Source organism: Escherichia sp. E10V5, assembly GCF_004212315.1.
In the GTDB taxonomy this organism is placed as follows: domain Bacteria; phylum Pseudomonadota; class Gammaproteobacteria; order Enterobacterales; family Enterobacteriaceae; genus Escherichia.
In genome coordinates this window covers 12,947-26,008 of sequence record NZ_RHJM01000047.1, presented here as the reverse complement: position 1 = coordinate 26,008, position 13,062 = coordinate 12,947, and the positions used below count along the sequence as shown (strand labels likewise).

The window sequence follows — 13,062 nt, the reverse complement described above, 5'->3', positions numbered from 1 at the left end:
TTGATTAGGGAAAATCATGTCTGACGTCTCAACAAACCTCTATAAGAGTCAGTTGTTGGACTATTACTATCAGCGGCGCGCTGAATCGTCCATTAACAAAGGCTCTCGATTTTTAATCAGCAAGGCCGTTTTCGGTACCAGCTCACTGGTTACCAAAAATGAAGATGGCACTTATGAGATTGGAGAACTGCCAAAGACTTTCGAGCTGGCAGAACTGACCAGTCAATTTTGCACCATCAACCTCGTCCCTACCTACTCTGGCGGGATAATTACTGTCCGAATGGACCTTGATCAAAGCCAGTTGCAGGAAGGGAAAAACTACCCATTCAACACTCTGGTTGTTCTGGATAACGAGAATAAGCCCATCGCAATTATTTGTGTTCAGGAAGACTCGCTGTATGTGGGCAAAACATATACCGCAGTTATGGCCATCAACTCGACTATAGCATAAGGATATGCTTGATGAATGACGTTACAGTTGTCACATCAGTTACTTACCCATCCCCCGAGTCACTGGCTCTGGTGGCTGATGTGCAATACCACGAACCATATCTGTCAGCCGCGCTAAACCGAAAATTCAGGGGAATTGTTGACCCAGGATTTTATGCCGGTTTCCTGCCGAAGCCTGGCGGTGGGATGAACCTGTTAATCACCTCACTGGATGGTGATAAAACTGCTGGCGCGGCGTCAGTGGATATTGGCGAATTCTATCAGGTAACTATTCAACACCGTAGGGATATCTCCCTTGCACTTAGTGCAGGCAAAAAATATGCAATTGTGCTGAAGGGAAGATACCTTCTTGGAGAAGACACCTATCAGGTTAATACCGCCTCACATATTCATGCGGCTGAATTTGTCGCCAGAACTTATACCGATTCATATCAGTTAGGAGATGGTGAGCTGCTTGTTTGTACGGTGAATATCCCTGCCGGGGTATCTGCCATTACCCAGGAGATGATTGATACATCAGAGCGTATCAACCGCACGATTGGCATTGAAATTTCAGACTCTGTAACCAGCAGCAGAAGCGATGTCGCTGCAAGTTCTCTGGCAGTTAAAAAAGCCTACGATCTGGCGAAAAGCAAGTATACGGCGCAGGATGCAAGCACAACGCAAAAGGGGTTAGTTCAGCTCAGTAGCGCAACTGACAGCGACAGCGAAACAATGGCGGCTACCCCTAAAGCCGTCAAGTCTGTAAAAGATCTGGCTGATACCAAAGCGCCGATAGAAAGCCCGAGTCTGACAGGAACGCCAACCGCGCCGACGGCAGCTCAAGGTACAAACAGCACGCAGATCGCAAATACAGCCTTTGTTAAGGCCGCTATAACTGCACTTATCAATGGTGCTCCTGGAGCATTGGATACGCTGAAAGAAATTGCGGCAGCTATCAATAACGACCCGAATTTCAGTGCCACTATCAATAACGCACTGGCTCTTAAAGCGCCTTTGGCAAGTCCTGCATTAACGGGAATCCCTACTGCGCCTACCGCTGCACAGGGAACAAATAATACGCAGATCGCTACGACTGCTTACGTACGGGCTGCTATATCTGCATTGGTCGGCTCATCACCAGAAGCTCTTGATACCCTGAATGAGCTTGCAGCAGCACTTGGCAATGACCCGAACTTTGCGACAACAATGACCAATGCGCTGGCAGGCAAACAGCCTCTGGATGCAACTTTAACCGCGCTCGCTGGCCTTGCGACCGGCGCAAATAAATTGCCGTACTTTACCGGTAAAGATACTGTTGCCCAGACTGATTTAACGTCAGTCGGTCGCGATATTCTGGCTAAAACAAGTGTCCTTGCTGTTATCCAATACCTTGGTTTAAGAGAACTCGGCACAAGCGGCGAAAAGATCCCCCTGTTGAGTACGGCTAACACCTGGAGCGCACGCCAGACTTTCAACGGTGGGATCAGCGGTGCGTTGACGGGGAACGCCGATACCGCGACGAAATTAAAAACAGCCAGAAAGATAAACGGCGTTTCATTTGACGGTTCTAAAGATATTTCTCTGACGCCTGCAAACCTTGACGTCACCAGCCTGACGTTTATGAAAAACAACGGCGAAATGCCAGTTGATGCAGACCTGAATACTTTCGGTCCAGTTAAGGATTATGTGGGGGGCTGGTATAAATCCACATCATCCAACGCAACACTGGAGAAACATTTCCCGGAAGACGGTGCCGTCGGTGTTCTTGAGGTATTCAATGGCGGTAATTTTTCCGGAATGCAGCGTTATACCACCAGAACTGGCAATGTTTATATGCGCAACCTTTCTGGTTCCTGGAATGGCTCTGACGGCCCTTGGAGCTACTGGCGACAGATTCAGTCAGCAACACGCTCTCTGAGTACAACCATTGACCTGAATACGCTCGGAGGCGCAGAGCATCTTGGCTCATGGCGAAACAGTAGTGGCTCTATAGCGTCATTTGAACGCAACTATCCAGAAGAAGGCAGTTATGGGCAGGGACTTCTTGAAGTCCTTGAAGGTGGTGGTTACTCACGAACACAACGTTACACGACCCGCCGCGGAAATGTGTATGTTCGCTGTCTTTCTGCTGCATGGGATGCAAAGAACCCACAGTGGGAACCGTGGTCAAGAGTAGGCCACCAGTCAGAATGTCGTTATTACGAAGGTGATTTGAATGATCTGACTTCACCTGGCATTTACAGCGTTACAGGGAAGGCAACAAACGGTCCAATGCAGGATACCGCTGGAGCAACACTGCTTGGGATACTGGAAGTAATCAGACGTTTTGATGGTGTGTCTGTCTGGCAGCGTTACACAACCACAGGGAAAGCAGAAACCACACAGGGGCGCACTTTTGAGCGCGTCTACGCCGGGAGCAAATGGACCGAATGGCGAGAAGTATATAACTCCTTTTCGTTGCCCCTGAATCTGGGTATCGGTGGCGCAGTGGCAAAACTCACCAGCCTGGACTGGCAGACCTACGATTTCGTTCCGGGCAGTCTGATAACCGTTCGGCTTGATAATATGACTAACATTCCCGACGGCATGGACTGGGGCGTCATTGATGGAAACCTAATAAACATCGCGGTTGGCCCAAGTGATGACTCCGGTACGGGGCGCTCAATGCATGTATGGCGCAGCACTGTAAGTAAAGCAAACTACCGTTTCTTCATGGTGCGCATCTCAGGAAATCCGGGAAGCCGCACGATCACGGCAAGACGAGTGCCGATAATTGACGAAGCCCAGACATGGGCGGCGAAGCAAACCTTCAGTGCTGGCCTTTCTGGTGAACTGTCTGGCAATGCTGCTACAGCAACAAAGCTGAAAACGGCAAGGACAATTAACGGCGTAAAATTTGACGGCTCGGCAAATATTGAAGCGTTTCCGCCAGGTGTTCCGCTGCCGTGGCCATCAGATACACCACCTGCAGGCTATGCAATCATGCAGGGGCAGACGTTTGATAAGGCAGCATATCCGAAACTGGCTATAGCCTATCCTTCTGGTGTTATTCCTGATATGCGCGGCTGGACAATCAAGGGCAAACCCGCCAGTGGGCGTGCCGTATTGTCACAGGAACAGGACGGGATTAAATCGCATACTCACAGTGCCAGTGCATCAAATACTGACCTCGGTACTAAAACGACCAGCTCATTTGATTACGGCACGAAAACAGTCAGTACATTTGATTACGGAACAAAAACAACCAATACAACAGGTGCCCATACACATGGTTACATAACAGGAGCTCAAGCATCTGGCACCAGAGGTGATTGGGATGCAGATGGCCTTCGGAATACAGTTCAAACAAGCTCTGCAGGCAACCATGCCCATACAGTAGGAATTGGTGCTCACAATCATACTGTTGGTATTGGCGCCCATGCACACACTTTGGCATTGGGAACACACGGACACACTATCACGGTAAATCCAACGGGTAATACCGAAAACACCGTCAAAAACATTGCATTTAATTATATAGTGAGGCTTGCATAATGAGTTTTAAAATGAGTGCAGAAGCACAAACTATTCGCGTATTTAATTATCTCGATGGTACAAATGAATTTATTGGTGAAAGTGACGCATATATTCCTCCACATACGGGTATTCCTGCAAACAGCACAGATATTGCGCCTCCAGATATTCCAGCAGGTTTTGCTGCTGTATTTAATGCTGATGAAATGAAATGGCATCTGGTGGAGGACCATCGCGGAAAGACCGTCTACGAAACGAAAACGGGTGCAGCCATTTATATTTCTGAACTTGGCGCATTACCTCCAGACGTGACAGCTATTTTCCCGGATGGGGATTATCAAAAATGGAATGGAAATGTGTGGGTTAATGATGAGAAGGCAGAGCGTGATGCATTTGTAAGAGCGGCTGAGTCTCAGAAGAAGGAGAAGATTGCATATGCAGGTGAAATTATTGCCACTCTGCAAGATGCTGTCGATTTGGATATGGCTACAGAAGAAGAGAAAGTAAGTTTGATAAAATGGAAAAGATACCGGGTGTTACTTAACCGAGTTAACCCTGACGATGCTCCTAATATCGAGTGGCCAGAATTTATGAAATAGTAAAGAAGGGGGGGGCTACGCCTCCCTTTCCTTGCATATATTGATTTTCCTGGTGTAATAAGTTGAATTTGAAGGTATATCTTTATTTACAAAGGTAAAAGCCCCTATTTTTACATTATCACCTATAGTGATGTGGTCTGAGATTATGCAGGAGTTTGCTCCAATATTAACATTATCTCCAATGGTAACTCTGTTAGTGTTAGAATTTTTTAAACCAATAGTTGTGTTTTGCCTTATATTAAAATTTCTACCAATCGTTGCATATCTTGTAATAACAATGCCACTATAATGTCCAATGTATAATCCAGGAGCTATTGATGCTCCAAGTTCAATATCAGTATTGTATTTAAAGGATAAATTTCTGTTAATTTTCTTTCCGAGTTTTTTTAGATATTTGTTGTCCATATCATATAGATAAGATGCTATACGCCACCAAAAAAGAAACCTGCGTTTAGGTTGCCGCCAGGCATGGCGAATGGCGCGAGGCCATGAGAATTGTTTATTACCCCCACCAATAACTTCAACTAGGAGACACTCTTTAAGAAAATCAATATCCATATGTTGCCTTGACTTTTATATAAAATACCCTGAATTGTTTTTTTGTGGATTATAAAAAATAGAATAACTGTTGACAACCCTTCATCATAAAGGTAATTGCGACCATTTCCTGCAAAAGGAGTTTCGCTCTTCGTGTAAAAATATCATGTATCAAATTGTTAGGTGTTTTCTTCCATTCTCGCTATCTTCTTCATTGCTCCGGATAGTGATCGGGTAGCTGTGATAACTGCTAACTTTTCAATCTTCCACCAGCACAACCAAGTGACGTATGCTGCGCCCAAGACGCTCTAACTTCCATACGACCAGGGTGTCACTTCTGGAAAGCATACGCAGAACCTTTTTTAACCCAGGGCGTTCAGCCTTTTTGCCGCTCGCCTTATCCTCAAAAATTAGCTCACATCCTGCGCTTTTAAGGGCATTTCGTTGCAAAGCAGTGTTTTGTTCATTTGTTGATACGCGTACTTAGCCTATTAGCATATTTTCTGCTCACTATCGTTATTTATAGCAAGCTGCGGATTTTAATTAACAAAAACCAGTGTGTGTGGAAATCACAAAGTGCATACCGTTCTCAAATGTTGTTCAACTTACTGTTGTATAGGTAAAAAATGACATTTTATGTACATATCGTGATGTTATCCCTTCTTGGTGGGGTGTATTCGTATTTGACTGGGCTATGTGAAAACCGTTACGAGCCTTCATGCAAGAAATTGCTGGCCGAATGTATTTCCGCCGTACTTGCTGGCTTTATTGGCATGTATCTCGCGGAATATAAGGATATGAATGAAAGCCTTCAGAGCTGCATGGTTCTTATTTTCAGCGCCAATAGCAGGCTCATTATTGAAGGTTCCAAAAGTCAGTTGAATAGGTAAGCCTCTTATGCAACATGACCGGTTGAGAAGTTACTTTGCATACCATTACCTCCTGACAACGTAGGAGGGAACTTGTGCTTGACACACAGGAATTAGCTCCAGTTGCTATTGCGCTCCTGCTTTCAGTAATTGGTGGGATAGGCACGTTCCTGATGGATGTCCGAGACGGTCGCCAGTCTGGCAATTTGTTGGGATTGGTTACGGAGATCTTTGTTGCAGTGACAGCTGGCGCGGTGGCGTACCTATTGGGGCAACACGAGGGCTGGGAGTTATCAATTACGTACTTAATGGTAACGATAGCCAGCAATAACGGTCATGAGGTGATTTCAGGGATGAAACGAGTGAATATCGATAGCATTCTGAATGTTCTTACAAGTTTGGTGAAAAAGGGAGGCGGGAAATGATTGGCTGGGGTGTATGCGCTCTTGCGTTAGCCTTAGCCGATCGCTATTTGCTAAAACGCAAGGACATCACGAATTTAGAGCTTGGTGAAGTGGAAATTAAACCGGGCTTCATCCGGGTGCCGTTCAAATACCGGTCCAAATTTCCTTTTTTACGCGGCGCAACGGTCAGGTATTGGATCCGCGATGTTCAGAAGCCGACGACAGTGATTGAAGGCGAGCAACGTTGTCTGACATCGGCTGAACAGGGCGAAAACAGCGAATGGTTATACATACCCACTGAATATATGGGTAAAGGAGAACGGCTGTGGCATTTCAACGTCATGGTTACGCATGGCGACTCGTTCATTAACCCGTTGTATCGGATTTTCCCTGTTACTCAGCAAATCCGCAGAAGTTACGTAATAAATCTCGCACAGGATGTGTCAGATGACGAAAAATAAGTATACAACGGTCGATTTTGACCAGGTTAATGAAAAGGGGCTGAAATCCCTTATCACGGCGATCAATAAAACCGGTGTGACGGTGATTGAGGTTGACTCCAGCAACCGCGCAACAACGAAAGATGGCGTTAAAGTTAAAACCGCAAAGCTGGTTCTTAACGACGGACAAATTCTTGCCATACAGGTAAACGATACTGGCGATATATCGTCTGTGAAACTGAATGGAAAAGCTATTCCTAACGCTCAGTCGCCGGATATCAAGACGCTTGGTACCGTCATGGGGCAAGCGGCCCGCAAAAACTCCGCAAAATTCCAGAAATCACTGATCGCCAAAGCGAAACGTGTTGCCAATCCGGTAAACAAGAAACCGGCAGTTAAATCCAATTTTCAGCGCCTTCAAGAGGCAAAACAGAGGAATGCTCAGGTGGCTGCCGCTTATAAGTCCGCGCAGAACTCGGTGTCTTTCAATCAACAGCAGATCACCGATTTGCGGGCGAAGCTGGATAAGGAGACGGGCCGACTCAATAACGAAAAGGCCCGAAATGGCGAACTAAAACGCCGTCTTAAGCAACTGAAAGCAGGAAATTAACATGGAACAGTTCAATATCAATAAAGGGGTGACGATTAAGCCTGGGCTTGACGTGCTTCCCCCGCCGGTGACTGATGATGAATATCGCGCATTAATGGCCGGTGAGGACCGCTATCTGATGACGGAATCCAACACCCTGGAGGAAATCGAGGCTACGTTCTTCTATGACACGCCGATCCACTGGTGTGCTACGGATTTACTGGAGGCGATTAGCTCTACTCGTTTGCAGTTACACCGGACTATGCAGGCATTTGTCCGGGCATTGAACCAGAAGCTGAATGGTACCGGAATCTCTGCGGGGAGTGATAAAACGGGGGATGTGGCCCAGAGCGGCGCGCGCGCGATCGGCGGCGCTGAAATTGGCCGGGCACGTAACGTTAATGGTCTGCCGGTCCTGCCAGCCATTATTCCGCTCAGTGATGGTCAGACTATCAGCATTTTGTTTCATAGCCCGACAGCGGAAAACCGGATCACCAATAGCGATACGCTGGTTGCTTTCCAGTTCTTACTGAATAAAAAAGACGTTACTCACACCGTTGCTCCGATGAGTGGCCGTGATATGACGCTGGCGCAGGTCACCATGAAACTTGCCAACCTTGCAGAGAAAAACTCGGCAAAATTCCAGCGTGCGCAGAAGAAGAAAAAAGCCCTGGTTGATGAAATAACCCAACTACAGGCTGACAGTGACCAGAAAGAGGATGCCATGAGCGACCTCGCGGATCAGGTGACAGCGGTAGAAGGCCAGAAGGCAGATCTGGAGCAGAAAATTAACGCGGTTGCTTCGGAAGCGGATTCTCTTTATCAAGAAAATGAGCGTTTGCAGGCGGAGATTGATCAGCTCAATCGCACTGGTGGGCGCGATACCATTGCTCCAGTGGGGATGACTGGTGGGCACTCTCGCGCGCTGACGGATCGCCTTGCCAGTATCAAAAATCGTATGCATATGGACGGGGAAGCGACGCTCAGTAATGGTGCATCAATGAAGCAATTCATTGGGGACGGCGAAGGGTATATCCAGTTAACCGATCCGGATGGCAGCGTGTACATGATCAAGGCTAAATCCATACAAGGTGTGGACATGGCAGATGCGATCGGCAAGCTGTTTAAAGCCTATAAAGCGGGTAATGTATCGGAATATCTAGTCCAACCAGAAGAACCTAAACCGGAAAACGTCGAACCTGAACCAGTGGAGGATACCGGCAGCTCTTCGCCTGAACCAGAAGTCTCTGTAGGTGCATATCGATATGCCCTGCAAATGCGTCCGGCGGCCCCTGGCGCGATACCTGAAGGTAACAAAGCAATTCTGCCGCGCCCTGATGAAGGTGACCCGTATTATGAATATGCGCGCTACGGCATTGTTACTTACGATACCCCGCTTTCTGATCAGCAAATGAGTGAGTACGACCTGAAGTTATTGCCTCGCGAGGATTCTTTCGACTTCCTGGCGAAGACACTTACTAATGGTCCGTTTGGCAAATATGCACAAAAAGCTCTGGAGCTGGCCACCAGCTCACCAGACGAGTTCCGCGTCATGCTGAAAACTCAGTTTCAAAAAACTTTCCCCAATATTGCGTTTCCGGGGGGCGCTGGCACCGAGAAAATGGTGCAGAGCATGATCAATGCATTGCAGGCCGAAGTCGGTGAGATTACTCAGCCAGAACCGGCCCCGGCACAGCCTGATGAAACGGTTAGCGAAGCAGATGCAGAGGCTAATAAAGCCATTGAATATCTCAATAACGTGATGGATATGCAAAGCACTGACATGGCGGAGATCCGTAACGCCCGGGGTAATGTCCGGGAAGCGATTACAGCCCTTCAGGCTGCCGGGCGTTTTGAGGAAAACGAAGAGCTGGTTAACGGTGCAGCTCGCCACCTGGCTGATCTGCTGGTAGCAATCCAGAAAGCGGGGGTAGCGGCATGACACTATCAGCTATTGAGTTAATGGACCTCAGCGATAAGTTGGATGCTCTGATGTCCAAAGCGGCTACCGCGAGTGGCATGGAGTTGCTGGATATCAGCGATGAAATTGACCAGATCATGCAACAGATGGGGTACGGCGCGTCTGGCGGCGGTAGTGGCGAGGAGAAACAACCTTCGGAACATGATGGTGTGCCAAAACTGGTTGCTGATTTCCTGGCTGATAAATTCGTCGATCAGAGCACTGATGCATTTATCGGTACGTTACAGGACTTGAGTCAATATGTTGGCATATACATCGACCTGGACCAGGTTAAACAGCACACGGCGGCATGGATAGCCGCCAACATTAAAGAGGCAGCATAAGGCGTAACAGGGATGAGCTTAAGCGATCAGGTGGTTATGGCCACCAGCATAGAAACGCTGATCGAGCTGCTAAAGAACCTGCCCGATTACGGGCGGGTTTCGTATGTGGTGACAGCGAAGGGAGACGAGGTAAAAACGGCGTTTGATATCGTCGATGCCTCAGCTCTTTTGGTATCCAATACTCTGGATGGGAAAATTAATCCAGACTATCCCCAGGAACTTCAGCCGCGCGACCGGACCCGCGCATCCAGCCTTCTTCAGGTTAACCAGATATCCAAGGATTTGCGTCCTGCCCAGCTTACCGATTCCGGTTTATCCAGCCATGGCGCACCGATAATTGGTGAGGACAATGCCGTTGAGTCAGGTAATGGGCGGACCATGGGGATCATTAAAGCCTATCAGGACGGTAATGCGGATCGGTATCGGGAGTACCTGATTGAACATGCGACCGAATTCGGCATACGCCCTGAAAAGGTTGAATTAATGACGGCTCCGGTACTGGTGCGCCGCCGGTTGACGAAGGTTGACCGAGTTCAGTTTGCCAAGGACTCAAATATTTCTGATCTCCAGGAAATGGCAGCCAGTGAAAAGGCTTTTGTTGATGCCGACAGCATAACTCCGGCGATGATGGCGCTGTTTAACCCGTCAGAAAGCGGGGATCTGCTTAGCCGCAGTAATGACGCGTTTATTCGCGGATTCATGACGCAAGTTGGTGCCACACAGGCTGCTGGCCTTGTAACGGAAGATGGGCGACCAACACGGCAACTTGTTGACCGGATACAAAACGCGATCTTTGCCAAGGCATATAAGGATGCGCGCCTGGTAAGGATGGTTGCAGAAGAACCTGATCCGGATATGCGTAATGTTCTGACGGCGCTTAATGCGGCAGCCAATGATTTTGTCCAGATGCAGGCTTTATCAGGAGAAGCGCACAAGCAGGCTGTGACAACTATCGTTGATGGCATTGAAACAGCGGATAGCCTCGATAAAAAGGCGCTGGCGGCATTGAAAGATGCGGTAGACCTGGTAAGGCAATCGAAGGAGTCAGGCCAGCATATTACCGATGTTATTGCTCAGGGGGATATGTTCAGCGAAACGGCCCCGGAAGTGAAAGCACTCGCGTTGTTCATCGTCGCGAATAACCGTAGCGCGAAGCGTATGGCCACCGCCTTTAAGTTGATGGCGCAACGTATCAATGATGAGTTACAGCACCAGGGCCAGGCGCTGGGGGATATGTTTGGCGGTGGTGATGTGTCGTTACAGGATATCCTTCGCCAGGTGTCTCAGGAACTGGAAAACGAAGGCATGCAAGGGATATCCGGCGGTCTTTTCGAGTCAGCTTCCGACGGTAGTTACAACGGTGTTGCTCCATATACCAGCTTGCTATTACATCGGGCATCCGGTATCAAAGACATTATTCATCTGATCAGGCTGCTATCCCGCACCGATCCCCAGGATGAGCAGCTTGTACAAGTGCTTGCGCATTTTGTCCGAATGCCTGTTGCCGACGTGAAAAAATGGTGCCGATTATTCGGTATCAGTAATTCGTTACTTCGCGGATTGTTAAATCACGCATCCTCCCTTGGGCGCGACGGCTTTGATGAGATAGCGCAGGCGATACAAAACGGAGATATGCCACCAGCTATTGACTGGTTTTCCATTCGCCCAACCAGGGTGAAAGCCTTCCTTAGCGCGGCGCATTCGGCATCACCATTGTCAGAAATGGTTCAGAGGTTGTCGCTCATATTCACAGACCATACCGCGTTGGGTGATCTGACTCTGGACGAGATGAAAGAAGCCTCCATTCAGTGGGCCGATCAACAAAATGAGGTTAACTCAGACCTCTTGCCAGCATTCAGGAAGGCCGTTAGTAAAGCGGATGATGCCCGTGGAATTCTGAAGGCATTTAAGGCATTGCAAAGTCGGGTTAATAAACATCTCGGGGATATCGATGGGGTAACGGCGGAAGGCCGGGATATTCTTAAAGAGCACGGCATAACGCCAGAGTTTATTGATGGGATCAGGACGGATATGCAGCGTGAGGTCGTATCGTCCCTGCAAATCGTAGCCAGGGCGTTGGCGGATGCTAATCCGAAGAGTGCGGCCATTGTTAACCGGGTTATTGGTGATATTGAAGCATCGGAGGGCATGGGGGCGCTGAAACTCTTCCTTTCGCGAGCGTTTAATCCTAACGGCAATATTCTCCCCGGCATTATTGGTGAGGCTAAAAAGTATGTCAGCGAAGAAGAACTTGAGCATCTTGACCAACTACTTAAGCGATTCTCATATAACCCGCAGACACGCTGGCAAATGAATCAGCGAAGTATGGATTCGATCCACGAGAAAGTGTTATCTGTCATGAACAGTGCGATCACCAACTCATCCGTATCTGAAGAAAAAGCTCTTGAGTGGGCCGACTCTTTTATCACGGAAAAAGTGGAAGAAGCCCGCGCTGGACAGAATGGAGGGATAGACCTGCGCAAGGAACTTGCTGATATTTACCGCCTGACCGGCGGGAAAATATTGACCTTATCAAAGGTGGTTCACCACCAGGGAAGGGCATATGCAAATCTAAATGGTGTTGTTGCTGTCAATTTGAACGATGAAAATGCAAGTGCACTGTGGCACGAGCTGGGTCATCATCTCGAGTACAGTAACCCGGGTTTGTTAGAGAAAGCCAGGTCATTCCTGAAGGCCAATGTTGAAGGGGATAAGCCATCTTTCGTTAATATCGGTGGGCGTGGCAAGCCTGAATGGTGCTTCAGATCTCGATTGAGTGATATTTATATGGCGAAGGTATACCCGCCTGTCTCAGTGAGTAATTCTGGTAAATTTCGACAAAAATCTCCGACAATTTCCAAAACGTCAGCAACGGAAGTATTCTCTATGGCTCTTCAGTTGTATCATGACAAAGAGGCCGCTGCCGCATCACTGATGAATGGTGACGGATTGCTGGAACTGTTATTAGGTGTGGCAAAGGAGCTAAATAATGCAGATTAAAATCGCAGCGCCATTAGGCGGGAATGCCATTGTCGAGTTTGATGATAATGAAGAAGTTTCCGGGCGTTTAAGCATTATCTCCGGTGACATTACCGAGGACATGATCGCTGAAGCCATAGCTGGGGCAAATCCCAATAGCTATATGGGATTCGTTAACACCCTTGATTCTCCCGCAAGTGATGTTCTCCGAACGCTGCATCTTTACGCTGGCTGGTTTGTTGATTGGCCATCTGTAGATGGTGGCGATGAGGACGACGACGATGATTTTGGTGATCATGTAGACCAGATAGTATATTAACTCCCTGATAGTGCAAAAATAACCTGTTCTGGCATGTTATCGTGTGCTTAAGGTAAATGTGTAGTGGCTTGCTTTAG

The 13,062-nt window shown here is 48.0% G+C and carries 12 protein-coding genes and 1 pseudogene; 11 read left to right on the top strand and 2 right to left on the bottom strand.

Annotated features, from left to right (window positions below; translation table 11 throughout):
* Positions 1-16 precede the first annotated feature (16 nt).
* The 3 genes from D9738_RS23620 to D9738_RS23610 are packed head-to-tail and all read left to right on the top strand — an operon-like array spanning position 17 to position 4,544.
* Complete coding sequence (locus tag D9738_RS23620; protein ID WP_130261314.1) at positions 17-451, top strand: phage tail protein; 435 nt, start codon at positions 17-19, stop codon at positions 449-451.
* Positions 452-462: 11 nt separating this feature from the next.
* Positions 463-3,966 (top strand): tail fiber protein, encoded by a 3,504-nt coding sequence (locus tag D9738_RS23615; RefSeq protein WP_130261313.1) that lies wholly within the window; start codon positions 463-465, stop codon positions 3,964-3,966.
* Positions 3,966-4,544 carry a tail fiber assembly protein gene (locus D9738_RS23610; protein ID WP_130261312.1) on the top strand — a complete coding sequence of 193 codons (579 nt, stop codon included), beginning with the start codon at positions 3,966-3,968 and terminating at the stop codon, positions 4,542-4,544. The genes D9738_RS23615 and D9738_RS23610 overlap by 1 nt, the downstream gene beginning before the upstream one ends.
* A gap of 15 nt (positions 4,545-4,559) precedes the next feature.
* Here D9738_RS23610 and D9738_RS23605 read toward each other — a convergent pair whose 3' ends face one another.
* A complete protein-coding gene (locus D9738_RS23605) occupies positions 4,560-5,102 on the bottom strand; it encodes a DapH/DapD/GlmU-related protein (RefSeq protein WP_130261311.1) in 543 nt (180 codons plus the stop codon).
* A gap of 240 nt (positions 5,103-5,342) precedes the next feature.
* Positions 5,343-5,579: pseudogene (locus tag D9738_RS23600) on the bottom strand (recombinase family protein); the annotation flags it as partial.
* 128 nt (positions 5,580-5,707) lie between these two features.
* Between D9738_RS23600 and D9738_RS23595 the strand changes: the two are divergent.
* From D9738_RS23595 to D9738_RS23560, 8 genes are all read left to right on the top strand, one after another.
* Positions 5,708-5,971 (top strand): phage holin family protein, encoded by a 264-nt coding sequence (locus D9738_RS23595; protein ID WP_130261310.1) that lies wholly within the window; start codon positions 5,708-5,710, stop codon positions 5,969-5,971.
* Between the two features lie 74 nt (positions 5,972-6,045).
* Positions 6,046-6,375, top strand: a complete 330-nt coding sequence (locus D9738_RS23590) for a phage holin family protein (protein WP_000887652.1) — start codon at positions 6,046-6,048, stop codon at positions 6,373-6,375.
* Positions 6,372-6,815 carry a hypothetical protein gene (locus D9738_RS23585; RefSeq protein WP_000580772.1) on the top strand — a complete coding sequence of 148 codons (444 nt, stop codon included), beginning with the start codon at positions 6,372-6,374 and terminating at the stop codon, positions 6,813-6,815. Before D9738_RS23590 ends, D9738_RS23585 begins: the two co-directional genes overlap by 4 nt.
* Complete coding sequence (locus D9738_RS23580; protein WP_130261309.1) at positions 6,802-7,404, top strand: odaE; 603 nt, start codon at positions 6,802-6,804, stop codon at positions 7,402-7,404. Before D9738_RS23585 ends, D9738_RS23580 begins: the two co-directional genes overlap by 14 nt.
* A 1-nt stretch (position 7,405) precedes the next feature.
* Positions 7,406-9,325, top strand: a complete 1,920-nt coding sequence (locus D9738_RS23575; RefSeq protein ID WP_130261308.1) for a hypothetical protein — start codon at positions 7,406-7,408, stop codon at positions 9,323-9,325.
* Entirely contained in the window at positions 9,322-9,687 is a 366-nt protein-coding gene (locus D9738_RS23570) for a ddrA (RefSeq protein ID WP_130261307.1), read from the top strand. The genes D9738_RS23575 and D9738_RS23570 overlap by 4 nt, the downstream gene beginning before the upstream one ends.
* A 12-nt stretch (positions 9,688-9,699) precedes the next feature.
* Positions 9,700-12,687: a hypothetical protein gene (locus D9738_RS23565; protein ID WP_130261306.1), complete on the top strand. Its 2,988-nt coding sequence runs from the start codon at positions 9,700-9,702 to the stop codon at positions 12,685-12,687.
* Positions 12,677-12,985 carry a hypothetical protein gene (locus D9738_RS23560; protein ID WP_130261305.1) on the top strand — a complete coding sequence of 103 codons (309 nt, stop codon included), beginning with the start codon at positions 12,677-12,679 and terminating at the stop codon, positions 12,983-12,985. The genes D9738_RS23565 and D9738_RS23560 overlap by 11 nt, the downstream gene beginning before the upstream one ends.
* Positions 12,986-13,062 lie beyond the last annotated feature (77 nt).

Excerpts from the sequence above, each read along its gene's own strand:
- D9738_RS23580 (WP_130261309.1), top strand. The coding sequence starts at position 6,802 with ATGACGAAAAATAAGTATACAACGGTCGATTTTGACCAGGTTAATGAA.
- D9738_RS23570 (WP_130261307.1), top strand. The coding sequence starts at position 9,322 with ATGACACTATCAGCTATTGAGTTAATGGACCTCAGCGATAAGTTGGAT.
- D9738_RS23620 (WP_130261314.1), top strand. The coding sequence starts at position 17 with ATGTCTGACGTCTCAACAAACCTCTATAAGAGTCAGTTGTTGGACTAT.
- D9738_RS23560 (WP_130261305.1), top strand. The coding sequence starts at position 12,677 with ATGCAGATTAAAATCGCAGCGCCATTAGGCGGGAATGCCATTGTCGAG.
- D9738_RS23610 (WP_130261312.1), top strand. The coding sequence starts at position 3,966 with ATGAGTTTTAAAATGAGTGCAGAAGCACAAACTATTCGCGTATTTAAT.
- D9738_RS23615 (WP_130261313.1), top strand. The coding sequence starts at position 463 with ATGAATGACGTTACAGTTGTCACATCAGTTACTTACCCATCCCCCGAG.
- D9738_RS23565 (WP_130261306.1), top strand. The coding sequence starts at position 9,700 with ATGAGCTTAAGCGATCAGGTGGTTATGGCCACCAGCATAGAAACGCTG.
- D9738_RS23575 (WP_130261308.1), top strand. The coding sequence starts at position 7,406 with ATGGAACAGTTCAATATCAATAAAGGGGTGACGATTAAGCCTGGGCTT.
- D9738_RS23605 (WP_130261311.1), bottom strand. The coding sequence starts at position 5,102 with ATGGATATTGATTTTCTTAAAGAGTGTCTCCTAGTTGAAGTTATTGGT.
- D9738_RS23595 (WP_130261310.1), top strand. The coding sequence starts at position 5,708 with ATGACATTTTATGTACATATCGTGATGTTATCCCTTCTTGGTGGGGTG.
- D9738_RS23585 (WP_000580772.1), top strand. The coding sequence starts at position 6,372 with ATGATTGGCTGGGGTGTATGCGCTCTTGCGTTAGCCTTAGCCGATCGC.